The following is a 25,496-nucleotide window of genomic DNA, read 5'->3' as shown; positions in this document are numbered from 1 at the left end:
AAGCAGATACTTACAGCATGGTGCGGGAAAAGGCGAACTTCGGTCAGTCGAAAGTGGTATCCGTGAAGAGCGGAGTCATACCGCAACACTGCCCGGCGCAAGGGTTGGTAATTCTCACAATCAGTTCTATAGTCGACACTGCTTATTCGTTACCAGGAATCACTATGCGCTTTAATGGACTGACTAAAGGTTTCTTTATTTTCATTCTCGCCCTCGTCACCTGGGCCTTCTTCGACGTGCTGTCGCCCTACTTCTCCGCCATTCTGTGGGCCGCCATTCTGACCGTTATCTTCAATCCGGTAAAAAACAAGCTGCGCGCCGCGCTGGGGGATCGCAACGGGCTGGCCTCGCTGTTGACCATCGGTATTATCTGCCTGATCGTCTTTATTCCGCTGATGGTGATCCTCTCCTCGCTCGCCATTGAGCTGAACGTGGTTTACACCAAACTGCAGGAGAACAATACCCAGTTCCCGGAAGTGGTGGCGAGCATCTTCAACCACCTGCCTGACTGGGCCAGCGGCTTCCTGGCGGACCACAATCTGACCAACGCGGCGCAGATTCAGAAAAAACTCTCCGATGTCGCCCTACAGGGCGGGCAATATCTCGCCGGCAGCGCGTTCCTGATCGGCAAAGGCACGTTTGGCTTTGCGATTAGCTTCGGCATTATGCTTTATCTGCTGTTCTTCCTGCTGAAAGACGGCCCGTATCTGGTGCGCCAGATCCTCGACTCTCTGCCGCTGTCTGATTTCGCCAAGCAGCACCTGTTCGCCAAATTCGTCGGCGTGTCGCGGGCCACGGTAAAAGGTACGGCGGCGGTGGCGGTTGTTCAGGGCATCCTCGGCGGGATTGCGTTTGCTATTGCCGGTATTGACGGCAGCGTGCTCTGGGGCGCTCTGATGGCATTCCTTTCCCTGGTGCCCGCCATCGGCTCGGCGATTGTCTGGGTGCCCGCCGCAATCTTCCTGTTCGCCACGCACCAGATCTGGCAGGGGCTGTTTATTGTCGGTTTCTTCGTGATAGTCGTCGGACTGGTGGACAATATCCTGCGCCCGCTGCTGGTCGGAAAAGACACCAAAATGCCGGACTACCTGATTCTGATCTCCACCCTCGGCGGCATGGAGCTGTACGGCATTAACGGCTTTGTGATTGGGCCGCTCATTGCCGCGCTGTTTATCGCCTGCTGGAACCTCTTCTCAGGGCGCGATCACGAAGGTAACGCCGAAGAGCTGGACCCCGACTTCATCGAAGAAGGAAAAAATCCTCCAGATTTGTAAGGTCGTGACGATAAAGACCACACCAGGCGGCACTGAGCCGCCTTTTTTTTCGCCTTAAATCAGACGTTTTCTATAATTTGAAGAACGCCATCCTACTCATGTCGTAAAAGGATCATCTGGTGCGAATCGCGACGATAACAAACTGGGCCTATGGGGCCACGGTCTGCCTGACCATCGCCTCCGGCATCATCATGCTGATGGCGTCCAATGCGGATAACCTCGAGCGCCAGGCCGTTGAACAACGGCAGAAATTTGATCAGCTGACGGAAGATATTGAAACCGATATCTGGGCGCAGTCTGATTTAGCACGGCTGTACGTCATCAAAAAAGATCCTCAGGCTCTCAAGGAATATAACCAGGCAGAAAACAGTCTGAAGCGCATCGAGCTTCGGCTGGAAAAGCTGCAGGATAATGGCGCATCGGATGAAGAACTGGCCCTGCTGCATGAAGGAATAAAGATCGTCGATGAGCTGCAGGACGAACAGCAAACCGCCCTCGCCAGCCTTGAACGCGGAGAAGACGCCCAGGCCGTAGCCTTGCTCTATGGTCAGCCCTATGAGCAGGAGCTTGAGCGCGCGCAGAATCAACTCGATCACTTCCGCCAGATACTCGATAAGCGCGTCATCGCCGCCGTTCAGGAGGCGACAAAAAAATCGAAAGCGCTGCGTACCGCCTCTGAGCTGACGGTCGGCCTGACCGCCCTGCTGTTCCTGTTTGTGCTCGGCTTTATATTAAAACGCCGCGTGCTGCGCCCCGTGGTCCGCCTGAGCGACGTGGTGCACCGTCTGGCATCCCAGGATTACGCGGTTGAAACGCCCAATTTCAACCAGATTGATGAGATAGGCGATATGGCACAGGCCATCAGCATCTTTCGTGAAAACGGCCTGGCGCGGCAGCGTCTGGAAAAAGAGCGCGATGCCGACTGGGCCATCCGCGAGCTGCTGGCGCGCATGACCCAGCGGCTGCAGGGGTGTGAGAACTTTAACGATGTGATTAACGTGGCGGAGCTGTTTGCTCCCAATATCGCGCCGGGGATCGCGGGCCGACTCTACGTCCTTGACCGCGAACCGTGGCAGATGCGCTGCGTAGCGCAATGGCTCTCGCCGGTTGGGGAAGAGACGACGTTCCATCCGGACGAGTGCTGGGCCGTGCGTCGCGGGCAGAGTCACCCGCCGGTGAACGGCGAGCCGGATATTGCCTGCTACCATCTTCCCGCATCACAGGCGGAAAGCGCGCTTTGCGTGCCGCTTATCGCTCAGGGCGAGGCCATTGGCCTGCTCTCCTTCCAGAATATCACAGCGGACAATGCCCCTTCTCGCGCGTATCTGGAACTGATGGCCGAGGCGCTCGGGCTCGCGCTGGCCAACCAGCGTCTGCGCGACGCGTTGCTGGAAAAAGCGTTGTTTGACCCGCTCACCGGCCTGCGTAACCGTCATCATCTGGAAGATACCCTGCAAACCCAAACGGCGCAGGCGATACGCACTGGCGTACCGTTAAGCTGCATGATGATTGATATTGACCACTTCAAGAGCATCAACGACCGTTTCGGTCATGAAGCAGGCGATCTGGTGATCAAAAGCGTGGCGTCAATTGTTCAGCGGGCCGCACATGATAACGGGCTGGCATTCCGCTACGGGGGCGAGGAGTTTCTGGTGCTGCTTTCCGGTGCCGATGAAGCAGAAGCGTACGCCTGCGCGCAGAAGATTTACACCAGCGTGCATGAGCTGTCGATTCGCTACGGGCTGACCGAGATTGGGCCGGTGGACGTGTCGATTGGCATTGCCAGCTACCCACAACATGCCCAGACCGACAACCTGCTGCGCGCTGCGGATGTGGCGCTATACCGGGCAAAAGAGCTGGGACGCGCGCGGATTGTGAGTTTTGGAATGCTGGAGGCGGGCTGACGCTGATTCTCGCGCCCTGACTTTCCCCGATTCAGGCGCGCGTGATAGCCCAAAGCACCACAATCCCCAGGGCATTGCTCCGCTTTTCCACATACAGGGTGGTATCGGAATAAACGTTACCCTGCGGGTTACAGATGCGGATCTCTTTTTTTAATTCCGGCTCGTAGACTTCCGCACCCGAGCAGCTGTGGCGGGTACTGGACTCATACCGGTAAGGTTTGCTCCAGGCCGAATAGACCCCCTCCAGCAGCCAGGCCGTTGTAAAGACCACGAACATGGCAACCGGCAGGCTGCAAATAAAGAAGCCGAGGTAGATTTTTACCGCGTCAGCAAGGCGCTTACCTTTCAGTCTCCCCTTTCTGATGAAATAGACCATCGGCACCAGCGCCAGCAGCAACGTCCCACAGGCAAGGTACTGCTCCCCGCGGATCGAAAGGTATGTCACGCGGTAAATGTTGACTGACCAGACCACAAAACCCGATATCAATGCTATCCCGCCCGCGATGAGAGGGATCCACAAGGAAAAACGCGCTTTTTTCATGGTGGACTCGTCCTTGTCATTCTTGTCGGGTCAGAAGGTCAATCATTGCCCGGGTGGCTGCTGACTGACGTGGGTGCGGGGCAAACAGCACGGAGAAAGGTCGCGATCGTCCCCGAAGGTGCGGCAGCACCTCAACTAACTGGCCGCGCTCTATTCTGTCGCGAACGATAAATTCATAGCTCTGGCAGATCCCCATCCCCTGCTCCGCCAGCGAAACCACGCCGAGTACATCGTCTGATATTTCGATAGTTGAACCCGGCATCCAGTCAATATCGCGCCCTTCGTCATGAAATACCCAGGGGGCGATACGCCCGGTGCGCGGCATGATAAACGGCAGGCACTGATGTCGCTGCAGCTCTTCCAGCGTCCGAGGCTTTCCTCTCCGATGCAGGTAGTCCGGAGAGGCGACCAGAAGCAATGCCGCGTCTTCCAGCTTACGCGCCACCAGCCCGCTGTCAGGCAACTGCCCCAGACGGATCGCCAGATCGAACCCCTCTGCGATCAGGTCAACGTTGCGATTAGTAATGTTCAGCTCCACCTGTACGCGCGGGTAACGTTGATTATAGTGCGCCAGCAGCGGCGGCAGGCGGTAATGGGCATAGGTGGTCGGGACACTCATTCTCACGCGACCGGTCAGCTCCCCCTCCTGACCCCGGCCAACGCGTTCGGCGTCATCGAGAAGAGAAAACGCTGAGCGAGCCTGCTCAAGATAGACGCGTCCGGCTTCGGTCAGCCCCACCCGGCGGGTCGTGCGCTGTAACATCTGTCGTCCAAGACGCGCCTCCAGGCGAGTAACCGCGCGGCTCAGTACCGAAGGGGTGGTTGAAAGGGCAACCGCTGCGCCCGTAAATGAGCCGTGTTCAACCACAGCAATGAACACTTCAACGTCGCCTAGGTAATCGAATTTCCGGCTCATTTTGCTCTCTCAGGAACAAATGTTTTTCAATTTGGCTAATTTATCTCCCGTTGGGCGATGAGTAAAGTGGCCAGCATTCATCACCTGAACGTTCCACTGGAGCCTGTCAATGTTCAACCGCCCCCTTATTCTGCCCGCCATCGCAATGGCGGCGCTGTTCTCTTTCCCGAGTGTTGTCAACGCGGCGAACCACGCGCCTCTGGATCGCTGGCGAAGCTATGCCGGTGTGAGCTGGGATACCGCTCAAGACGGAAAGATACCGGCGGCGTTCTCCGGTTCGGTCAATGCTCCTATTGCGGGTATCCACTTTGATGCAAAGGACCGGGCCTTTGTCAGCACGCCCCGGCTGGTTTCCGCCGCAGCACCCGCCACGTTAAGCATTCTGGATACAACGGTACAGTCCGGCCCTGCCCGCCTGACGGCGTTTCCCTCCCGCGAGGGGAATGCGGTGAACACCGATCCCGCTCAGAGCCTGCGTAACGTGCTCGGTTTTTATATTGACCGTAAAAACGGCTGGCTATGGGCGCTGGACATGGGGTTTGTTGCAGGGGAAACAGAGTCCCCCGTGGGGTCGCAAAAACTGGTCGTGCTGGATCTCAGCTCAGGCCGAACCATTAAACGTATCGCCCTGGACGGCGTAGCGGACCGCAAGGCAAGTTTCCTTAATGATGTGGTTGTCGATGAGAACCGCCGTGTCGCCTATATCTCCGACAGCGGCTCGCGGAGTGCTCCTGAAAACCAGGTAGGACTAATTATCGTTGATTTCGCCGCCGGTATGGCTCGACGCGTGCTCGATCGTCATCCTGCGCTGCAGATTGAGCCTGGCGTTAACGTCGTCTCGCACGGGACTGAAGTCTGGCCTGGTAAACCATTACTGATAGGTATCAATGGCATTGCGCTTTCACCCGATGCGGGCACGCTGTACTGGACGGTGACAACCGGCACGCACGCCTATGCGGTACCGACTGCGATACTGAGGCAGCCCGCGTCAACCGATGCGCAAATTGCCGGGCAGATCCGCAATCTGGGGAGCGTGGGGGGCAACACCGACGGAATGGTGACAGATGTAAAAGGTAACCTCTACATTACCGATGTTACACGCAATGGCATCGTCAGATACGATCCTAAAACCCATTCCATGTCGCTGATTGCGGCAAGCGAAGAGGTGCGCTGGCCAGACACGCCGGCAATCCGTCCGAACGGAGACCTGGTATTTACCTCGAGTCGCCTCAATGACCACTTCGCGGGAGCCGTTAAACCGGGGGAAGAACGCTATGATTTGTGGCGCTTGCCTCTCAGTGCTTTACAAAAATAAGAGCAAGTAAACCAGGAGCCCAGCATAAATGGGCTCATAATTTCAGATGATTTTATTTCCTTAAAAGCTGCACGTGATGTCTTTCTCCCGCTCAGAAGGAAGTGGTGAAGATTACGTTCCAGGGAATTGTAGTGAGGCGCGTTTTACTTCGCGCTTCACCGAAGTAACGCACGTTTGCACAAAGTAGGCTGGGCCTCCGCTACTCAAAGGATAAAAAATGAAAACCCAGCAGGTCGATTTTGCTTCTTTATATTTTGGTACACCGGTCGCCATTATCTCCAGCCAAAATCCTGACGGTTCAACAAACCTGAGCCCGATCTCGTCGTGGTGGATCCTTGACCGGAATATCGTGTTCGGGCTTGGCACCTCCGGAAAGTGTTATGAAAATATCACGGGTAATCCCGATATTGTCCTGAACATACCGGACAGCAGGCTCTGGCAGAATATTGAAGCTATCGCAGATAAAACGGGGAAAGCATCGCCACCGGAATGGAAGAAAAAGATGGGATATGTTTTTGAACAGGACAAGTTTAGCTGCGGAAATTTCCACAAAGAAAAGGCGGTAACGATTAACTCGTTGAGAATTAAGGAGTGTCCTGTACAAATAGAGGCTAAAGTTTGTGGAAGATCGCCGCTGACCGGTTCGCAGGGGAGCCTGGTGTCCGTTGATGCCATGATAACCTGCGTCCACATATCTGAAGCATTATTAATTCGTACTCAGAGAGGTGTAAAATTTAATGTGGAGAAATGGAACCCCCTCTATTACATATTTCGCCACTATTTCACGCTGGGTCACCGACTCGGTCAAAATTTCCGACACGATGAGTAATTCGGTCTTATGACAGCGGAAAGATTTAAACTTTTCGTGATATTCTTTCTTTACGCCCCTTAGTTCCTATACTCGAGCCATATTCGCCACTGTATTACCACATGTCATGCACGATACGTTGTGCATGACAGGTGATGGTATTTTGTTCTGGAAAAACGTCTATGTCGAAACTGGATTTGAGGTCCAAAAAAACCTGGGGCGCGCTGGCTGCGATCGCCGTTGTCGCCGGTACGCTGGCTTCTGCTTTTGCATGGACGGCGGGCTGGCTTGGGTCACGCACGGTCAGCCAGGCACTGGTGGGTGAAACACCGAAACCCTTCCCGCCAGGTTTTCGTCGCGCGCATGGAAAAGGCGTCTGCTTTGCCGGTACCTTTACGCCAAACGGCTCGGCTGATTCCCTTTCAACCTCCCGCCTCTTCTCGCAGCAGGAAGTGCCCGTGGTGGGCCGATTCTCTATTGGTACTGGCGATCCCCATGCCCCGGATAGTACGACCAAAACCCTGAGCATGGCGCTGCTGCTGAAGACAGATGACAAGCAACAATGGCGAATGGCGATGAACAACGAGCCTTTCTTCGCCACGCACAGCCCGGAAGGTTTTCTGGCCTTGCGAAAAGCCACTGCTATTGATGCAGCCACCGGAAAACCGGACCCGCAGCGTCTCAAAGACTTTTTAAAAGCGTACCCTGAGGCGGAGAAATATCTTAAATGGGCGGCACAAAAACCCGCGCCCGGCAGCTTCGCGGGCGCGACGTTTTACAGCATTAACGCCTTTTACCTTGTGAACGCGCAGGGGGATCGCCAGGCCGTTCGCTGGATGATGCGTCCGCACGAGCCTTTCCTGTCGATAAGCGATGAGCAACGACAGAAAGCCGATGACAACTTCCTGTTTGAAAACCTGCGTCAGCGCCTGGCGCAGAAGCCGCTCTACTGGGATTACGTTTTGCAGCTCGCACAGCCGGGCGATCCGGTAGACGATCCTTCCCAGCCATGGCCGGACGATCGCAAAAAGATGGTGGCCGGCACGCTGGAAGTGACGCGCGTCGAAGCACAATCCACAGGCGCGTGCCGCGACGTTAACTTTGATCCTTCTGTCGTTCCAGCAGGCGTTGCGGTGTCTGACGATCCCATCTTAAACGCCCGCTCTGCTGCCTACTCCCACTCTTTCAGCCGCCGCGAGCGGGAAATCGGCTACGGCAAGGCCACCGAAGCCGTGCAAAAGCAGGAGGTAAAATGAGCTCGAATAAAGATATGCGAGAGCACGCGCCGCAGCATTTCAATATCCTGGCGCGAAGCCTGCACTGGCTGATGGCGGTGATGATCCTGGCGATGCTGTTCATCGGTGTCGCGATGATGACGTCGTTGCATCACCGGATTTGGTTAATCGACCTGCACCGGCCGCTGGGTGTCGCCATTTTACTGCTGGCACTGGTGCGTCTGGTCAACCGGCTTCTTAGCCGGACGCCGCCACTTCCTGCCGATTTGCCCGTCTGGCAGGTGCTTGCCGCAAAGGCATCACACTGGATGCTGTATGCGCTAATGCTGGCAATGCCGCTGCTGGGCTGGGCGCAACTGTCGGCAGCCGGCCTGCCGATTGTGATGTTTGATGGCGTCAACCTGCCGGCGATTGTCCCTGCCAGTCCAGCACTGTATGCCTGGTGTCACGACGCCCATAGGCTTCTGGCAAAGCTGCTTTTTGCTGTGGTGCTGGTCCATCTCTCTGCGGCACTCGTTCATGCATGGATCTACCGGGACGCAGTGTTTTCCAGCATGGCGAAAGGGGGTAAGTCGGCGGCGGCCACCCAGGATGGCCTCAAGTAAGCAAAGCGGTATGGGATACGCACAATCTGATGTTCGTGTCCTCGCTTATCAACGTCATCCTGAAACTACGGACACAACCGGGGCGCGTATTTAGTCTCCAGATTCGCGTCCCAAAAAGCCACGGACATCCAAAAATTGTCGCGGAAGTTAATATCAATCAATTAAAGCGATTATTTTTTAAACAGAAGAGCATTTATGCCCGCAATTTTAGCTTTTATCAAAAAGTTAAGCGTCGCTCGAGTATCAAACACCCTGCCACCTGCAACACCTAACTCATTGATTAAAATGAGTTTATATCAATAAAAACGATAAAACCCCTTACTTCCCAACAAAATATATCAACTCGTGTGATATCTAAATTATAATTCTTATACTTACGTTAAAAAGGTGGAGGTCAAAATGCGATTAACCCTACTGCTGTTATGCTGTCTTGTACAAAGTGTAACCTGGGCTGGCGACCTGCCAAAACCAGTTGGTAAACCCATTTTAACGATTTACGGTAATATAGAAAATACCAACGAAAATGGAAAAGCAGTGTTTGATCTCGCCAGCCTTGAAAAACTTGGAGTAGTGAGTTTCGAGACGACCTCCCCCTGGTATAACGGTCGTACGAAGTTTGAGGGTGTCCCAATGAGCAAGCTCATGGATTATGTGGGTGCAAAAGGTACAAACGTTAATGTTATTGCGCTCAATGATTACTCAACCGTCATCCCTCTCAGCGACTTTAAAAAATACAACGCCATACTTGCCTTAAAGGTCAATGGCGAATATATGCGCATCCGCGATAAAGGCCCATCGTTCATTGTATACCCCTATGACAGTCTTCCTGAGTTGAATAATCAGATTTATTACTCACGATCAGCATGGCAGGTTAGCAAAATGAAGATTGAGTAGTCGTTCAGGAGAACATAATGAACAGGATACTGGTTGGTATCATTTTTTCTCTTTTTATCACGACAGGATATATTGCATTCCTTGTTTACGATCGACAGCAGGAATTGCAAAAACTGACTCAATACACTGAGTCCTGGTCCGTGGCACAACTGGTATCAGAGTATTACCGTTTTGAATCATGGCTTGGTCTATACGCAACCGATACCGATGACGTTACGATAGACCAGGTCCGCATGCGCCTCGAAATTATGCTTAGCCAGGCCGATTTAATGAAGGGGGGAGATTTAGGTCGCTACATTGACAGCGATAAAACGCATCAGGAGCTGGCTTTACGCTTAGAAAAAATACTGACCTATCTCGATAGTCATCTTGAAAAAATGAGCCATCCGGAGTTAAAGGCATACCTTACAAATATGCATGAGCTCGATGCACCGCTCAGCCAGCTGTCTGCAACGGCATTAACAAAAGATATTAACACTGTTAATGAATCCAACAACAAAATACAAATACTGTATTATATTTACTCCGCACTTTCTTTGCTCCTGGTTATTTTAAGCTTTATTCTTGGCTTCCTAATGATCTACCAGAATAAAAACATTCTGAAAGCACATATGCAGGTCAAAAGCCTGGCTGATGAACTTCAAATATCAAAAGAAAAACTGCAAATTCAGAACTCGAAGCTGGAGTATGATGTTTATCATGACTCCCTCACCGGCATGAAAAACCGCCTTTTCTTCTGGGACGATCTCAACAAAATTAATCTTCAGGCAGATAAAAATCATGTCCCCGTCACGGTGATGTTATTTGATTTAGACCGCTTCAAAGAGGTCAACGATACCTATGGCCACGATACGGGAGATTTGCTCCTGAATCAGGTATCCCGACGGCTGACCTCGATGAGCAGCGCAACGGATACGTTTTACCGTTTAGGCGGAGACGAGTTCGCCCTTCTGTCGAGTGGACTCACCGAAACTGCTGCCGTTTCACGCGCCAAAGAAATCAGCGAGCATATTAGCCAGCCCTACACGATAAATAACCAGCTGATAAAAATCGCCACCTGCGTGGGTATCGTTTTATCTGATAATGAACGACGCTCTGATTATCTTTATAAATTTGCCGATCTGGCGCTCTACGAAGCCAAAAAAGAGGGTTCACAGCAGATAAAAGTTTTCCGTCAATGGATGCTGCAAAAGTTGCAGGAAAGCAGAACTCTTGAACATGATATGGCACTGGCGATCGATAACCGTGAATTCGTTGTTTATTATCAGCCTATTGTCGATTCATTCAGCAATGAGATTTACGGCTATGAAGCGCTGATTCGCTGGATACACCCGGTGAAGGGGATGCTTGCCCCAGATTATTTTATTTCCGTCGCTGAAAAAACGGGGATGATCAATCAGATCGGCAAAACCGTGCTTGAGCTTGCCTGCCGGGAAGCAGTTTCCTGGGCCGTTCCGGCAAGGATCTCTGTAAACGTTTCGCCTATTCAGTTGGGTAATAAATCTTTTACAACGATGGTGCAGTCCATCCTGAAAGAGACTGGGTTACCGGCTAGCCGACTTGAGTTAGAGGTAACGGAGTCTTCACTCTTCAGTGACAGCAACATGCCGATCACTATTCTCAAAAAGCTCAGAGCGCTGGGTGTAAAAATTTCTATCGATGATTTCGGAACGGGTTATTCGTCACTCTCACGACTGAGCGAACTCAATTTTGATAAAATAAAAATCGACAAATCCTTTGTGAATCCGATATCTACGCAGGATGATGCCCTTAATATCGTTAAGTTAATTACCGGCATGGCGAAGAGCCTCAATATGCGGGTTATTGCAGAAGGTGTTGAAACCGAAGCGCAGCTTGAACGCCTTCAGGCGCTTGGCTGCGATCTCGTGCAGGGATACCTGTTCGGAAAACCCCAGGCTGAGATTGACAGTAAGATTAGATACGGTTGAAATGGTTGTCCGGTAGTTTATGGCCCAAAATCATATAGACGATTGATAATCAAAGGTTAAGCAATGAAAAAAACAGCCCCGGCCTATACGCCTGTTGATTTATCTCGTTGGCCAAGGAAGGAGCATTTTGAAGTCTTCCAGTCATTTGCTGAATGCACAATTAACCAAACCGTTCTGATCGACATTACCGCGCTGAGAAAACACATCAAAGAAGTTGGCTGGAAGTTTTACCCGACGATCATTTTTCTCCTGTCTGAAATTATGAACAGGCATCCTGAGTTCCGCATGGCTATGAAGGACAATGAGCTTGTCATATGGAATGAAGTTCATCCCAGCTACACCATTTTCCACCCTGAAACTGAGACGTTTTCGTCATTGTGGAGCCACTATGACGGCAATATTCATCACTTCCAGAACACGTATGCAGAAGATACGGCCCGCTATGGAAATATCCTTTCGTACTGGCCTAAGGAAGAATCCCGGGAAAATGTCTTTTTCGTCTCGTCTATTCCGTGGGTAACGTTTACCAACTTTAATATGAACATTGCGCACATGAAGAACTTCTTTTCGCCTATGTTCACGTTTGGAAAATACTACGAACAGGATGGAAAAGTACTGCTGCCGCTCGCGGTGCAGGTCCATCATTCAGTGTGCGATGGCTTCCATGTGGCAAGGATGTTTAATGAGTTGCAGGAGATGTGTGATGGTTTGTCGGGGCTGTCAGAGGAACCTGGCGCATGATGCGTAAGAAGTGTTGATGGTTTCCATCTGGCAGGAGCGGGTGTGAGAAGCCTACCGGCCTTTCATTATTTTGTGCGCTTTCCATGTGAGGCCACACCGTATCCAGCAGAGGACCATAGAAATCTGCGTTCCTGCACGTTATGGAGACGGCACACTGCGCCACTATCGATGAGAATGTCTGCCGGGAACGCTGCCCAAAGGGCAGGTTCTTTTCGGGGGCATCGATGCTGACGAGACGAACACACATGAGCCTGTTTTAAGGTTCTGCGCTTCCCCTGTCAGGCTGGAGGCGTACCCAATAATTTACTGGCGGCGCTGGAAACTAACGCTATGGTAAATCACGTGCTTTTAACAAAACGATTGCATGGTCAAGCTGCTTGTAGAGTTTGTGTCTCAAATCGTCTAACTCGTCATTTTCCCGAATTAGAGGTAATCCATTTTTATGAAGAACAATATCGTTAAATGATCCCATCCCGCCGTAGAGTTTTTTCAACGAGTAAATGGATGACTCACAATCAACATCGAGCTCGATGGCTAGTTTTTCGAATGTTTTTGCCCATGAAGCCTCATCATTTGAGGAGAGGATTTTGATGATATCTGTTACCGTTTTCTTTATTTCATTTTTCATTTCAAACCACCACTTCCAAGTATCTTAACGCCAGGTATTTTCCACGGGGTAGGTATCACAACTTGCTCAGAGCCACCGGAAAAAAGGTCTGTTTGATAGCCAACTTCTCCAACATATACTTTCGTTCCAGCGGGTATTTGTATCTTGTGATAGCTATCAAGAGGGGATTCACTTCCGTTAGGCCATTTGGGGAGCAGGGCCTTATCTATTCTGGTCTGGAGCACTCCCTGAGGTTGTTCATATCCGAAAAACTGACCTAATGGTCGGCCCTCAATGCCACCTCTGTAGAAACTCGTGTCTGTTGATAGCGTGATCTCTTTATATGTACCACTGGAGAAGGTTTCAGCCAGCTCTTTAGGTAATGGTCCGGGTTTTATCATCGAGTACTCACCCTCGACTTTTCCCAGAACATGAAGATTGCTAAGCTCTCTCGCCGTCCCCAGTCTGCCCAGGCCAAGGCCCGCAGCAAAAGAAGCACCAGCGATAATCAGCCCTTTATTATCCATAACCTGATCGTAACCCGCCGGTGCATCACCACCAAGCTGCTGCGCGGTCTGACGGAATCCCTCGATATTGCCATTATAGATCCCACCCGCGGCCAGCAACCGACCGGCAGTTTTGCTGTTGATGGTTTTTGCGGTCTGGGCATGTTGCACCGGTGCCGCATGGCGGACCTGATATCTCGGGCGATTCAGTTGCCGGGACAGAATGTGTCGGAGTCGGGTTTGAAGGAACAGAGGCAGGTCATTGCGAAGGTCACCGGATGTCGTCAGCACGCCCGAAATGACATGGCCGGTGATGTCTTTTCTCAGCAGAACGAGCTTCCCGGATTTGATGTCGTCGAGCGTGTCACGGTATGCCATCCAGGGATGTTGCCAGTGGTACAGTTGATACCGGCTGACAAACCGGGAGTAGCCCTGTGGCAAATTCCACTCCTGAATGATGCGGTTAGGCCTTGCAGTATCTGCGAGGTCTCCTGCCGCCGTATCCGGGTGAATAATGTGAGGAATGTCCTCAAGGTAGATGTCGTCCAGTGACATTGCCTGGCTGTGATGAAGCATGTTGCCCCTTTTACGCTACCGTTATGTGCCACATTATCGCTCATTCCGGAAACCTGGCAAAGACACGAATATAGAAGGTAATGGCCGGTTGTGTGGCTATTAGGAACGGGTTCTGCACACTGAGAAGAAAGCACACTGCTGCGAAAGATGACAGACAACCCACATTAGCGTCCCATCCGAACGCAAATGATGACGAAGATCTGTTGGTTGTTTAACCACGGACTGCGCAGACCGAACAGGAACATATATACAATCCTATACACATTCTGTATCGGATTCTACTGGATGGTTACGGACTACGATGGACTAAAACCTAGTAAAACCGTGATAAAACAGAGTGTTTATGGATTGATACGGACGTTTGGGGAAGTTGAGATGGTGCCGATAATAGGAGTCGAACCTACGACCTTCGCATTACGAATGCGCTGCTCTACCAACTGAGCTATATCGGCCCTGAGAGGCCGGTTACGAGTGTAACCACGTGGCAAAAGGTTAGATCTAACCGGGTGATGCGTCAATGCCCTTTTGAATCAAACGGCTACTTTTGCATCACCCGCGATTATTTACGCACGAATCGTATCGTCACCGAAGCCGATCCACTTATACGTGGTCAGTGCTTCCAGCCCCATCGGACCGCGCGCGTGCAGTTTCTGCGTGCTGACCGCCACCTCAGCGCCGAGTCCGAACTGACCGCCGTCGGTGAAGCGGGTGGAGGCATTCACATACACCGCAGAAGAATCCACTTCGTTCACGAAGCGATCGGCATTGCGCAGCGTACGCGTCAGGATGGCGTCAGAATGCTGCGTGCCATGCTCACGGATGTGCGCAATGGCGTCGTCGAGATCGCTCACGATTTTCACGTTCAGATCCAGTGACAGGAACTCATCGTCGTACTGCTCCGCGTTGACGGGAACGACGTTAGCCGGGCCATCCTGCAGCAGTGCGAGCGCACTGGCGTCAGCATGCAGCGTCACGCCGCTCTCTGCCATCTGTTTGCTCAGGGCCGGCAGGAAGGCGTTTGCAATGTCCTGATGCACCAGCAGCGTTTCCACGGTGTTACAGGTGCTCGGACGCTGGGTCTTCGCGTTAACGATAATCTTCAGCGCCGGTGCAATCTCAGCGCTGTCGTCTACCACTATATGGCACACGCCAATACCGCCGGTGATCACCGGAATCGTCGACTGCTCGCGGCACAGCTTGTGCAGGCCCGCGCCACCGCGTGGGATCAGCATGTCGATGTATTTGTCCATGCGCAGCATTTCGTTGACCAGCGCGCGGTCCGGGCTCTCGATGGCCTGTACGGCACCCGCCGGTAAGCCACACTCTTCCAGCGCCTGCTGAATGACTTTCACCGTCGCGGCGTTGGTGCGCCAGGTCTCTTTCCCACCGCGCAGAATGGCGGCGTTGCCGGTTTTCAGGCACAGGGAGGCGACATCCACCGTCACGTTTGGACGGGCTTCATAAATAACGCCGATAACGCCGAGCGGCACGCGACGGCGCTCCAGGCGTAAACCGCTGTCCAGCAGCCCACCGTCAATCACCTGCCCTACCGGGTCGGCCAGATTGCATACCTGACGAACATCGTCGGCAATCCCTTTCAGGCGGGCCGGGGTCAACGCCAGACGGTCGAGCATCGCTTCGCTCAGACCGTTGCGGCGCGCTTCCAGTAAATCCTGCTCGTTGGCGAGCAAAATCTCCTGGGACTGTGATTCGAGATAATCAGCGATTTTTTCCAGCACGCGGTTTTTCTCGCGGCTGGAAAGGAGCGCCAGTTTATAAGAGGCGGCCTTCGCGGCGGCGCCCATTTGTTCCAGCATGTTCTGGCTCCTTAACGAATAATCATGTCATCGCGATGCACGGCAACCGGGCCATATTCATAGCCCAGAATGGCGTCGATCTGCTGCGAATGGTGACCCGCGATGCGGCGCAGGGCATCGCTGTTATAGCGGCTTACGCCGTGGGCGATGTCGCGGCCTTCGAGGTTACGAATACGGATCACTTCACCACGGGAGAAGTTGCCTGTCACGCTTTTAATTCCTTTAGGAAGTAATGAACTTCCTCGTTCCAGAATCGCGGCGGTTGCCCCTTCATCGACGACGAGTTCGCCCGCAGGCGGCGCGCCAAATATCCAGCGCTTACGGTTTTCCAGCGGGGATTCCTGAGCGTGGAAGCGGGTGCCGACGGAGATGCCTTCCATCACGTCGCCAATCACGCCAGGGCGGCTGCCGGCCGCAATAATGGTGTCGATACCGGCGCGGCACGCCACGTCAGCGGCCTGCAGCTTGGTCCCCATACCGCCCGTTCCGAGGCCGGACACGCTGTCACCGGCGATGGCGCGCAGCGCATCATCGATGCCGTGAACGTCGGTAATCAGCTCGGCTTCCGGGTTAGCGCGCGGATCGGCGGTGAACAGCCCCTGCTGATCGGTCAGCAACAGTAATTTATCGGCGCCAGCCAGAATAGCGGCCAGCGCAGAGAGGTTATCGTTATCACCCACTTTGATTTCAGCGGTAGCAACGGCATCATTCTCGTTAATGACCGGAACGATATTATTGTCCAGCAGCGCGCGCAGGGTATCGCGGGCGTTCAGGAAGCGCTCTCTGTCTTCCATATCCGCACGCGTCAGCAGCATCTGCCCGACATGAATGCCATAGATAGAGAACAGCTGTTCCCAGAGTTGAATGAGTCGGCTTTGTCCCACGGCGGCCAGCAGCTGTTTGGAGGCGATCGTCGCGGGGAGTTCGGGGTAACCCAGGTGTTCACGCCCGGCGGCAATCGCCCCGGAGGTCACAATCACAATACGATGCCCTGCGGCATGTAACTGAGCGCACTGACGTACAAGCTCAACAATGTGGGCGCGATTTAGGCGGCGCGATCCGCCTGTTAAAACACTGGTACCGAGTTTTACCACCAGCGTCTGGCTGTCACTCATGATTCTCTGCCGTTCAACGATAAGGGAAAGTAATGTCAAACGAACGTTTTAACAGGAGTCAGCCCCGTTGCCAACTGCCTTAGCACATCGCGAAACACTTTGTTGCGCGGGATCAGGAAGCGTAGCGGGAGAATATGACAGTTTTATTACCGAAATAATAAATCACAGTTTTTTAAAATTATTCTTAGTTTGTCATAAAAGTTTCATTCCAGAACGATAAAACCCTTCCTGTTTTTTCACGGGACTTAAGCATGAGCTTATCGTCCAGCGAATTTTTTAGCGCGTTTATAAGACAGGATCGAAAATGAAAAAGAGCACTCTGGCATTAATGGTTATGGGCGTAGTGGCTTCTGCATCCGTTCACGCAGCTGAAGTTTATAATAAAAATGGTAATAAGCTGGACGTGTACGGCAAAGTGAAAGCCATGCACTACATCAGCGATGATGCTACCAAAGATGGCGATCAGACTTACGTTCGTTTCGGTTTTAAAGGCGAAACGCAGATTAACGATCAGCTGACGGGCTATGGCCGTTGGGAATCTGAATTTGCAGGTAACAAAGCCGAGAGCGACTCTACTCAGAAGACGCGTCTGGCGTTCGCAGGCCTGAAGCTGAAAAACTTTGGTTCACTGGATTACGGTCGTAACCTGGGTGCCCTGTATGACGTCGAAGCATGGACCGATATGTTCCCTGAGTTCGGTGGCGACTCTTCCGCGCAGACCGATAACTTCATGACCAAGCGTGCGACCGGTCTTGCCACTTACCGTAACACCGACTTCTTCGGCGCGGTTGACGGCCTGGACATGACCCTGCAGTACCAGGGTAAAAACGAAAACCGTGACGCCAAGAAACAGAACGGTGACGGTTTTGGTACCTCTCTGACCTATGACTTCGGCGGCAGCGATTTCGCCGTCAGCGGCGCCTACACCAACTCTGACCGCACCAACGCTCAGAACCTGCTGGCGCGTGGCCAGGGCCAGAAAGCAGAAGCCTGGGCAACCGGTCTGAAATATGACGCGAACGATATTTATCTGGCTGCAATGTATTCAGAAACCCGCAATATGACGCCAATTTCCGGTGGGTTTGCAAATAAAGCGCAGAACTTTGAAGTGGTCGCACAATATCAGTTCGACTTCGGTCTGCGCCCGTCCCTGGGTTATGTCCAGTCTAAAGGCAAAGATATCGAAGGTATTGGCGACGAAGATCTGGTCAAATATATTGACGTTGGCGCGACCTATTACTTCAACAAAAATATGTCCGCTTTTGTTGATTATAAAATCAACCAAATTGACGACAAAAATAAACTGGGCGTGAGCAGCGATGACATCGTTGCACTGGGTATGACTTACCAGTTCTAAGATTATCCGAATAAGAAAATCCCGGCAGTTGAGCCGGGATTTTTTTTGCCCGGTGGCGCTGTGACGCTATCAGGCAGTCAGCTTCACCGCTTCGCTGGAAAAGTCATCTGCGGGTTCGAACTTGAGATCCAGAGTCGCCAGCAGTGCGCTCGCTTTGTCGTGAAACTCTTTCAGGGTGTATTCCAGGCGGTCAATGACTTCCTGATCTTTAATGGTGGTCGCCTGCCAGTTGCCGTCTTTATTAAACAGGCCAAACTGGTAGCTATACGTAAAGCGTTTTTCCTCTGCTTCCATTTCCATCCACCAGCCCCAGAATTCACGTTTTTCGGGTGCAGGCTTCACGTTGACGCATACAGCCAGGCAGTCGAAAAAAAAGCGATTCTCTTCACACTGCTCTTCTCGAATATACGGGCCAAGAGCCATGAACTTCTTAATCAATCTACTTTTCGGGTGTCCACTCGGTAACGTCATTGCGATCTCCTTTTGTGAAGCCACTGTTTTACCAAACCAGCGAAATTTAGCAATCTATTAACACAATCTCTGAGCGATCCAGCGCGTAATCTCTTTCAGTGCTTTGTCGAAATTCTGATAGACCGGGCTGAACGGCACCTCAAGCAATTTGCCATCCGCAGATGACGAAGTGATTAAGCGCGACTCTTCTTCCGGGCTAAACGGATCGTTTTTCCAGAACCCCGACAGCATCGGCGTTGGGCAGCGACGTCCCAGCAAGCCTTGCGTTTTTAACGAGTAGCGATTGAGCTCAACGCGCAGCGCTTCGTCTGATGCATCATGCATGCCAAGACGGCTGGCCAGCACATCAAGGTACATTTCAGGTACGTTGCCCTGACGGGCAGGATCGCTGAGCAGGGCGTGTACGACCGGGCCGAGGCAGGCGACGGCTTTAAGGCGAGAAGATTCAAGGTAAGCCAGACGCACCGCGACGTTAGCGCCGAAACGGAAGCCGAATGCCGCCACGCGGGTGTGATCAACCCACGGAATGTTTTCCAGCGCTTTTAGCGCATGCTGGTGCAGCAGGCTGGAATCCTGAGTCAGTTTCCATTTGGATGAGAAACCAATTGAAGGCATATCAAGCGTCAGCATCGCGATCCCTTTTGGTGCGAAGTAGCGCTCATACAGGCTGTAATAGTCGATTTGCAGCGAATCCAGCCCCCCGCACATGAGGACAGTCGGGAACGGGCCTTCACCTTCAGGCATATGCAGGAACCCGGTGATGGATGACCCACCCGGAATGGTAAACTCGAGTTCGCGCATCTGGCCCGGCAGGCGTTGAGCCGCCTCTTCGTAAGCGCGATTCGCCAGCGCTTGTGCCTGCTCAGCCAGCTCATCACCTTTCAGATGTGGATACGCGGCAATGGCGTAGAGATTGGCCGCATGCAGCCAGTGCTTGCCGCTGCGCGTGGCATCCTCTTCCTGGCTGGCTTTTTGCTGCCAAACCATCGCCTGTTTAGACCACTCATAGATCCAGTTTCCGCCACGGTAGCCCACCACGGTATCATAGAGTTCGCTGTCGGTACGCTCGGCTTCACTCATCACGATACGTGCCTGCACATCGAGGATTTCACGGGGGTCGATACCGCGCCAGATCCACATCAGGCGGTTAATCATGCGATACCAGTGAGGCACGTTTTTACCGTCTAACGCGGACTGGACGGCAGGCTGGGTACCCGGATTAAAGCGACGCACCAGCGTCGACGTTTCAGGGTGTTTGAAACGGGGTTTGAAGAGAGTCTCGGTGAGATTCGCCTGCGTCATTGCGTTGCCTCCATGAATACGTCATATGAAGACTATTGTAACGCGTGGCAGGCCAAAAAGAACAACGCCCGACATAGCCGGGCGTGTAAAGTTACGTACTGGTATTAACGGCCTGAAATCGGCGGTACAAAGACCACGCCCATATCCCATGGCTGTTCAATCCAGGTATCCTGCGGGATATCAATCACGTAATCGTCAACCAGCGGGCGGCCAGCCGGTTTAGCGAAGATAGTGACGAAGTGCGCTTTAGGATACATTTCGCGGATAGCGACCGCAGTACCGCCGGTATCCACCAGGTCATCAATAACGATGAAGCCTTCACCGTCACCTTCCGCACGTTTCAGCACGGTCAGCTCGCGCTGGTTGTCATGGTCATAGCTGGAGATGCAAACGGTATCGACATGACGAATACCCAGCTCACGTGCCAGCAGCGCCCCCGGTACCAGACCGCCACGGCTGACGGCAATAATGCCTTTCCACTGTTCGGAAGGCATCAGACGCGCAGCCAGTTTGCGTGCGTGAATCTGCAACATGTCCCAGGTGACGACGTATTTTTCGCTCATGTGAAGTGTCCCAGCCTGTTTTTATACGGCTTAAAAAGTGTTCGAGGGGGAAATAGGTTGCGCGAGATTATAGAGATCTGACGCACTAAAAACCAGTGTTTAGCGCCCTCTGCCTGAGTTTTTACATGCTTTATGCTACCAGCCAGCAGAGAAAGTGGTATTCTCAGTTTCATCTCGCAAGCCTGACTTGTGGTAACTATTAACCTGCTAACCCTGTGACCTGCAACCCTGTTTGCAGCGCCTCGACAAGGAGACTTATCGTGTCTGAACTGTCTCAACTATCTCCGCAGCCGCTGTGGGATATTTTTGCCAAAATCTGCTCCATTCCACACCCTTCCTACCATGAAGAACAGCTTGCCGAACATATTATGGGCTGGGCGAAGGAAAAAGGTCTGCATGCTGAACGCGACCAGGTTGGCAATATTCTGATCCGCAAACCTGCAACCGCAGGCATGGAAAACCGCAAACCGGTTGTGCTGCAGGCGCACCTGGACATGGTCCCACAGAAGAACAACGATACCGTTCATGACTTCACCAAAGACCCGATTCAACCGTACATCGACGGCGACTGGGTGAAAGCACGCGGTACCACGCTGGGCGCGGATAACGGCATCGGTATGGCGTCTGCGCTGGCGGTGCTGGCTGACGACAGCGTTGAGCACGGTCCACTGGAAGTGCTGCTGACCATGACCGAAGAAGCGGGCATGGACGGCGCGTTCGGTCTGCAGGCGAACTGGCTGCAGGCGGATATCCTGATCAACACCGACTCAGAAGAAGAAGGCGAGATCTACATGGGCTGCGCGGGCGGGATTGATTTTATCTCTACCCTGCCGCTGTCTCGCGAAGCGATACCTGCGGGCTTCCAGACCTTCAAGCTGACGCTGAAAGGTCTGAAAGGCGGCCACTCCGGCGGCGATATTCACCTGGGTCTGGGCAATGCCAACAAGCTGCTGGCACGCTTCCTGGCAGGCCATGCGGCCGAGCTGGATCTGCGTCTGGTGGATTTCAACGGCGGTACCCTGCGTAACGCGATCCCACGCGAAGCGTTCGCCACCGTAGCGGTTCCAGCAGCAAAAGCGGACGAGCTGAAAAAACTCTCCACCGTATACCTGGATATCCTGAAAAACGAACTGTCGGCGAAAGAGAAAAACCTGACCGTAGTGCTGGAATCTGTTTCTACAGATAAAGCCGCGCTGACCGTACAGTCTCGTGACACCTTCGTTCAGCTGCTGAACGCGACGCCAAACGGCGTGATCCGCAACTCTGACGTGGCGAAAGGCGTGGTGGAAACCTCACTGAACGTGGGCGTGGTGACCATGAGCGACGACAGCGCGGAAATCATCTGCCTGATCCGCTCGCTGATCGACAGCGGTAAAGAGTACGTGGTGAGCATGCTGGAGTCTCTGGGCACGCTGGCGGGCGCGAAAACGTCTGCAAAAGGCAGCTACCCGGGCTGGCAGCCGGATGCAAGCTCTCCGGTGATGGCGCTGGTGCGTGAAACTTACCAGCGTCTGTTCAACAGCACGCCAAACATTCAGGTGATCCACGCGGGTCTGGAATGTGGTCTGTTCAAGAAACCGTATCCGGATATGGATATGGTGTCCATCGGGCCAACCATTACCGGTCCACACTCGCCGGATGAGCAGGTTCATATCGAAAGCGTCGGTCACTACTGGACGCTGCTGACTGAACTGCTGAAAGCGATCCCTGCGAAATAACATCTTCATCCCAGCCCTCTTCCTGTGGAAGAGGGTGAAAAATCCAGGCCCGGTAAGCGTAGCGCACCGGGCTTTTTTACAATCCCAGAACCAGCTGTCGCTCTAGCTGCGGATCCAGCAGCGTGACGTGCAATCCCACCAGCCTTACCCCTCGCCCACCCCGGCGCTCTTCCCAGGCCTTTTTTGCCGTCGCGATAAGATCGTCTTTATTCAGTCGCGGCCAGACGTGTTCCTGCGTGGTCTGCTGGAAGTCGTTGAATTTTAATTTGATACCCTGACGGGCAATCAGCAGGTCCGGCTTCACCTTGATTAAACGCCGTTCCAGCTCCGGATAAAGCTGTTCCGTGATGATCATTTCGCATTCGGACCAGTCATGTATATCTTCAATGAGGGTGCGCTCAACGCCGACGGATTTACGGAGCCGCTCGCTGTTCACATCGCGATCGTCAATTCCCTGGCTGCGCTCCCACAGCACGCGGCCAAACTTCCCGAAACGCTTGAGCAGCATGGCGAGATCGCTTTGCTGCACGTCTTCACAGGTCCGTAGCCCCATGCTTTCCAGCTTTGCGGCAGAAACTTTTCCTACCCCGGGAATTTTGCCGAGCGGCAGCGTTTTTAAAAATGCAGGCACCTCTTCCGGTGTGATGACGTACTGACCGTTGGGCTTATTTAAATCGGAGGCGATTTTGGCAAGGAATTTAACGGGCGCGACGCCCGCCGACGCCGTCAGATTCAGCTCGTTGAAAATCGTCTGGCGGATCTCCTTCGCCATCAGCGTGGCGGAGCCGTGGCAGTGAACGCTGTCGGTCACGTCCAGATAGGCTTCGTCGAGCGACAGCGGCTCTATGAGAGAGGTATAGCGGGAGAAGATTTCCCGGATGTGAAGGGAAGCCTCTTTATAGGCTTCAAACCGGCCGGGCAGAAGCGTGAGATGAGGACAAAGCTTTAAGGCCATCGCCGTCGGCATGGCGCTGCGCACGCCAAATTTGCGCGCAGGATAGTTGGCGGTGCTGATGACGCCACGCTGAACGCGGCTGCCGCCAATGGCGATGGGAATATCCCGCAGCGCCGGGTTGTCTCGCATCTCCACTGCGGCAAAAAAGCAGTCCATATCAACATGGATTATTTTGCGCATAGTATGCCCTCACTTATCACTGGATAAGTATACAGTAAACAAATGAGGGTTGAGAAGCGTGCGTGGAAATTGTCGGGTGACGGCTTCGCCTTACCCGACAGACAAGACTAAATAATGCGCTGCTGTTCGCGGGCCATCCTTTTCTTCCGCGCATCGCACGGTTCCGGGCAGTCGCAAACCTTTTCCATCCCAATAGAGGAGATACCGCCGCAGCTGCCCTGAATGCTTTTCCGCTTAACGATCCAGCCTAACGACATGCCGAAGATGACAAGCACAAAAACCACAAAGGTTGCCAGAAACGTCAGCATCATCAACCTCCAAAGTCGTCGAGCAAGATGTTCTCATCTTCGACACCGAGATCTTTCAGCATCTTAATCACGGCGGCGTTCATCATCGGCGGACCACACATATAGAACTCGCAGTCCTCGGGTGCCGGGTGCTGTTTGAGGTAGTTTTCATACAGCACGTTGTGGATGAACCCCTTATAGCCCGTCCAGTTATCTTCCGGCTGCGGATCGGAAAGCGCAACGTGGAAGGTAAAGTTCGGGTTTTCACGCGCCAGCTGTTCAAACTCGTCGTCGTAGAACATCTCGCGCAGCGAGCGCGCCCCGTACCAGAAGCTGATTTTACGCTTGCTGCCGAGCCGCTTGAGCTGGTCAAAAATGTGCGAGCGCATCGGGGCCATACCGGCACCGCCGCCGATAAAGACCATTTCCGCGTCGGTATCTTTCGCGAAAAACTCCCCGAACGGACCGGAGATAGTCACCTTATCGCCAGGCTTCAGGGACCAGATGTATGACGACATCACGCCCGGCGGTGCATCCGGCACATTCGGTGGCGGCGTGGCGATACGCACGTTGAGCATGATGATGCCTTTCTCTTCCGGGTAGTTAGCCATCGAGTAGGCGCGCAGCGTCGGCTCTTTTACCTCCGATACAAAACGGAAGAGATTGAATTTGTCCCAGTCGGCGCGGTACTCATCCGGCACGTCGAAGTCCGCATACGCCACGGTATGTTCAGGACACTCAATCTGAATGTATCCTCCGGCGCGGAACGGAACATCTTCCCCTTCCGGTACCCGCAGTTTCAGCTCTTTAATAAAGGTGGCTTTGTTATCATTTGAGATAACCTCGCACTCCCATTTTTTGACGCCGAAGATCTCTTCCGGCAGCTCAATCTTCATGTTCTGACGCACCGCGACCTGGCAGGCCAGACGGCAGCCCTCTTTTGCCTCACGCTTTGTGATATGCGCCAGCTCTGTTGGCAGAATATCGCCACCGCCCTCTTTTACCGTCACGCGGCACTGCCCGCAGGAGCCGCCACCGCCGCAGGCTGACGAGACAAAGATCCCATTGCCCGAGAGCGTATTGAGCAGTTTGTCACCCGCTGGCGTGCGGATCTGACTCTGCGGGTCGTCGTTAATATCAATCACCACGTCACCGGAATTCACCAGCTTCGCGCGCGCCGCCAGAATTAACCCTGACAGCACCAGTACGATCAGCGTAAACATCACCACGCCAAGAATAATTTCCATCTGTTAGCCCTTATAGCTGCACACCGGAGAAGGACATAAAGCCCAGCGCCATCAGCCCGGTGGTGATAAAGGTGATCCCTAAGCCACGCAGACCCGCAGGCACGTTGGCATATTTCATTTTCTCGCGGATCCCCGCCATGGTGACAATCGCCAGCATCCAGCCGATGCCGGAACCAAAACCGTACACCACGGATTCACTGAAGTTGTAATCACGCTGAACCATAAACGAGACGCCACCAAAGATGGCGCAGTTCACCGCGATCAGCGGGAGGAAGATCCCCAGCGCGTTGTAGAGTGAAGGGAAGTACTTATCGAGGATCATCTCCAGGATTTGCACCAGCGCCGCGATCACCCCGATAAAGGTGATGAAGTTCAGGAAGCTGAGATCAACCCCCTCCACCAGCGCGCCATCCCGCAGCACGAAGTTGTACACCAGATTGTTAATCGGAACCGAAAGCCCCAACACAACGGTGACTGCCACGCCCAGGCCAAATGCCGTGGAGACCTTTTTAGACACAGCAAGGAACGTACACATGCCGAGGAAAAACGCGAGCGCCATGTTTTCAACAAACACCGCGCGCACAAACAAACTCAGGTAATGAGCCATCGTCGG

The 25,496-nt window shown here is 53.3% G+C and carries 25 protein-coding genes and 1 tRNA gene; 11 read left to right on the top strand and 15 right to left on the bottom strand.

All coding sequences use genetic code 11. The features are described 5' to 3' along the window. Positions 1 to 164: 164 nt before the first annotated feature. Positions 165 to 1,274, top strand: a complete 1,110-nt coding sequence (locus ACW9E7_RS03195) for an AI-2E family transporter (protein ID WP_024906767.1) — start codon at positions 165 to 167, stop codon at positions 1,272 to 1,274. Between the two features lie 119 nt (positions 1,275 to 1,393). Beyond that, positions 1,394 to 3,178 carry a GGDEF domain-containing protein gene (locus tag ACW9E7_RS03190; protein WP_458727248.1) on the top strand — a complete coding sequence of 595 codons (1,785 nt, stop codon included), beginning with the start codon at positions 1,394 to 1,396 and terminating at the stop codon, positions 3,176 to 3,178. Between the two features lie 31 nt (positions 3,179 to 3,209). Here ACW9E7_RS03190 and ACW9E7_RS03185 read toward each other — a convergent pair whose 3' ends face one another. Both ACW9E7_RS03185 and ACW9E7_RS03180 read right to left on the bottom strand, forming a co-directional pair. Beyond that, positions 3,210 to 3,719 (bottom strand): hypothetical protein, encoded by a 510-nt coding sequence (locus tag ACW9E7_RS03185; protein WP_458727247.1) that lies wholly within the window; start codon positions 3,717 to 3,719, stop codon positions 3,210 to 3,212. Between the two features lie 16 nt (positions 3,720 to 3,735). Continuing rightward, positions 3,736 to 4,635: a LysR family transcriptional regulator gene (locus ACW9E7_RS03180; protein ID WP_458727246.1), complete on the bottom strand. Its 900-nt coding sequence runs from the start codon at positions 4,633 to 4,635 to the stop codon at positions 3,736 to 3,738. A 109-nt stretch (positions 4,636 to 4,744) separates the two neighbouring features. Between ACW9E7_RS03180 and ACW9E7_RS03175 the strand changes: the two genes are divergently transcribed. From ACW9E7_RS03175 to catA, 7 genes are all read left to right on the top strand, one after another. Continuing rightward, the gene (locus ACW9E7_RS03175; RefSeq protein ID WP_458727245.1) at positions 4,745 to 5,950 is read left to right on the top strand and encodes an L-dopachrome tautomerase-related protein; all 1,206 of its coding nucleotides are present in this window, start codon (positions 4,745 to 4,747) and stop codon (positions 5,948 to 5,950) included. A gap of 217 nt (positions 5,951 to 6,167) precedes the next feature. Further along, positions 6,168 to 6,779: a flavin reductase family protein gene (locus tag ACW9E7_RS03170; RefSeq protein ID WP_458727244.1), complete on the top strand. Its 612-nt coding sequence runs from the start codon at positions 6,168 to 6,170 to the stop codon at positions 6,777 to 6,779. A gap of 161 nt (positions 6,780 to 6,940) precedes the next feature. Next, positions 6,941 to 8,014 (top strand): catalase family peroxidase, encoded by a 1,074-nt coding sequence (locus ACW9E7_RS03165; protein ID WP_458727243.1) that lies wholly within the window; start codon positions 6,941 to 6,943, stop codon positions 8,012 to 8,014. Continuing rightward, positions 8,011 to 8,598, top strand: a complete 588-nt coding sequence (locus ACW9E7_RS03160) for a cytochrome b (RefSeq protein WP_115874307.1) — start codon at positions 8,011 to 8,013, stop codon at positions 8,596 to 8,598. Before ACW9E7_RS03165 ends, ACW9E7_RS03160 begins: the two co-directional genes overlap by 4 nt. Before the next feature lie 399 nt (positions 8,599 to 8,997). Further along, positions 8,998 to 9,492, top strand: coding sequence for a putative pterin-binding protein (locus tag ACW9E7_RS03155; RefSeq protein ID WP_024909477.1), 495 nt, complete (start codon positions 8,998 to 9,000; stop codon positions 9,490 to 9,492). A gap of 17 nt (positions 9,493 to 9,509) precedes the next feature. Then, positions 9,510 to 11,441, top strand: coding sequence for a putative bifunctional diguanylate cyclase/phosphodiesterase (locus tag ACW9E7_RS03150; RefSeq protein ID WP_274242187.1), 1,932 nt, complete (start codon positions 9,510 to 9,512; stop codon positions 11,439 to 11,441). A 63-nt stretch (positions 11,442 to 11,504) separates the two neighbouring features. Then, positions 11,505 to 12,182 (top strand): type A chloramphenicol O-acetyltransferase, encoded by a 678-nt coding sequence (gene catA, locus ACW9E7_RS03145; protein WP_458727242.1) that lies wholly within the window; start codon positions 11,505 to 11,507, stop codon positions 12,180 to 12,182. Here the strand turns inward: catA and ACW9E7_RS03140 are convergent. From ACW9E7_RS03140 to proB, 6 genes are all read right to left on the bottom strand, one after another. Beyond that, complete coding sequence (locus ACW9E7_RS03140; RefSeq protein ID WP_325813112.1) at positions 12,121 to 12,429, bottom strand: thermonuclease family protein; 309 nt, start codon at positions 12,427 to 12,429, stop codon at positions 12,121 to 12,123. The two genes, catA and ACW9E7_RS03140, sit on opposite strands and share 62 nt — an antisense overlap. A gap of 81 nt (positions 12,430 to 12,510) precedes the next feature. Further along, entirely contained in the window at positions 12,511 to 12,810 is a 300-nt protein-coding gene (locus tag ACW9E7_RS03135; protein ID WP_325813111.1) for a DUF6966 domain-containing protein, read from the bottom strand. Further along, a complete protein-coding gene (locus ACW9E7_RS03130; protein WP_458727241.1) occupies positions 12,807 to 13,871 on the bottom strand; it encodes a hypothetical protein in 1,065 nt (354 codons plus the stop codon). Before ACW9E7_RS03130 ends, ACW9E7_RS03135 begins: the two co-directional genes overlap by 4 nt. Before the next feature lie 376 nt (positions 13,872 to 14,247). After that, positions 14,248 to 14,323 (bottom strand) — tRNA-Thr (locus tag ACW9E7_RS03125). A gap of 111 nt (positions 14,324 to 14,434) precedes the next feature. Continuing rightward, the gene (gene proA, locus ACW9E7_RS03120) at positions 14,435 to 15,688 is read right to left on the bottom strand and encodes a glutamate-5-semialdehyde dehydrogenase (RefSeq protein ID WP_127729690.1); all 1,254 of its coding nucleotides are present in this window, start codon (positions 15,686 to 15,688) and stop codon (positions 14,435 to 14,437) included. Positions 15,689 to 15,699: 11 nt separating this feature from the next. Then, positions 15,700 to 16,803, bottom strand: a complete 1,104-nt coding sequence (gene proB / locus ACW9E7_RS03115; RefSeq protein WP_021242883.1) for a glutamate 5-kinase — start codon at positions 16,801 to 16,803, stop codon at positions 15,700 to 15,702. A 304-nt stretch (positions 16,804 to 17,107) separates the two neighbouring features. On the opposite strand from proB, the gene phoE reads away from it, so the two are divergent. Continuing rightward, positions 17,108 to 18,160, top strand: coding sequence for a phosphoporin PhoE (gene phoE, locus ACW9E7_RS03110; RefSeq protein ID WP_111965853.1), 1,053 nt, complete (start codon positions 17,108 to 17,110; stop codon positions 18,158 to 18,160). Between the two features lie 69 nt (positions 18,161 to 18,229). Here phoE and crl read toward each other — a convergent pair whose 3' ends face one another. The 3 genes from crl to gpt all read right to left on the bottom strand — a co-directional run bounded on the left by crl (position 18,230) and on the right by gpt (position 20,496). Continuing rightward, on the bottom strand, positions 18,230 to 18,631 hold the full coding sequence (gene crl / locus ACW9E7_RS03105; RefSeq protein WP_008500249.1) for a sigma factor-binding protein Crl: 402 nt from the start codon (positions 18,629 to 18,631) through the stop codon (positions 18,230 to 18,232). A gap of 57 nt (positions 18,632 to 18,688) precedes the next feature. Continuing rightward, positions 18,689 to 19,933, bottom strand: coding sequence for an esterase FrsA (gene frsA, locus ACW9E7_RS03100; protein WP_149366156.1), 1,245 nt, complete (start codon positions 19,931 to 19,933; stop codon positions 18,689 to 18,691). A gap of 104 nt (positions 19,934 to 20,037) precedes the next feature. Continuing rightward, complete coding sequence (gene gpt, locus ACW9E7_RS03095) at positions 20,038 to 20,496, bottom strand: xanthine phosphoribosyltransferase (RefSeq protein ID WP_010427903.1); 459 nt, start codon at positions 20,494 to 20,496, stop codon at positions 20,038 to 20,040. 260 nt (positions 20,497 to 20,756) lie between these two features. On the opposite strand from gpt, the gene pepD reads away from it, so the two are divergent. Further along, positions 20,757 to 22,214, top strand: a complete 1,458-nt coding sequence (gene pepD / locus ACW9E7_RS03090) for a cytosol nonspecific dipeptidase (protein WP_047748040.1) — start codon at positions 20,757 to 20,759, stop codon at positions 22,212 to 22,214. A 76-nt stretch (positions 22,215 to 22,290) separates the two neighbouring features. Here the strand turns inward: pepD and dinB are convergent, their stop codons facing one another. The 4 genes from dinB to nqrE all read right to left on the bottom strand — a co-directional run bounded on the left by dinB (position 22,291) and on the right by nqrE (position 25,490). Next, positions 22,291 to 23,349, bottom strand: coding sequence for a DNA polymerase IV (gene dinB, locus ACW9E7_RS03085; RefSeq protein ID WP_111965857.1), 1,059 nt, complete (start codon positions 23,347 to 23,349; stop codon positions 22,291 to 22,293). Between the two features lie 107 nt (positions 23,350 to 23,456). Further along, on the bottom strand, positions 23,457 to 23,660 hold the full coding sequence (gene nqrM, locus ACW9E7_RS03080) for a (Na+)-NQR maturation NqrM (protein WP_023615899.1): 204 nt from the start codon (positions 23,658 to 23,660) through the stop codon (positions 23,457 to 23,459). Next, positions 23,660 to 24,883, bottom strand: coding sequence for an NADH:ubiquinone reductase (Na(+)-transporting) subunit F (nqrF, locus tag ACW9E7_RS03075; protein WP_458727240.1), 1,224 nt, complete (start codon positions 24,881 to 24,883; stop codon positions 23,660 to 23,662). The genes nqrM and nqrF overlap by 1 nt, the downstream gene beginning before the upstream one ends. Positions 24,884 to 24,893: 10 nt before the next feature. Then, a complete protein-coding gene (gene nqrE, locus ACW9E7_RS03070) occupies positions 24,894 to 25,490 on the bottom strand; it encodes an NADH:ubiquinone reductase (Na(+)-transporting) subunit E (RefSeq protein WP_023334613.1) in 597 nt (198 codons plus the stop codon). Positions 25,491 to 25,496: the final 6 nt, after the last annotated feature.

This window comes from Enterobacter sp. H2G27, assembly GCF_054403075.1.
The sequence above is the reverse complement of the archived record's forward strand: the minus strand, read 5'-3'. Positions and strand labels throughout refer to the sequence as shown.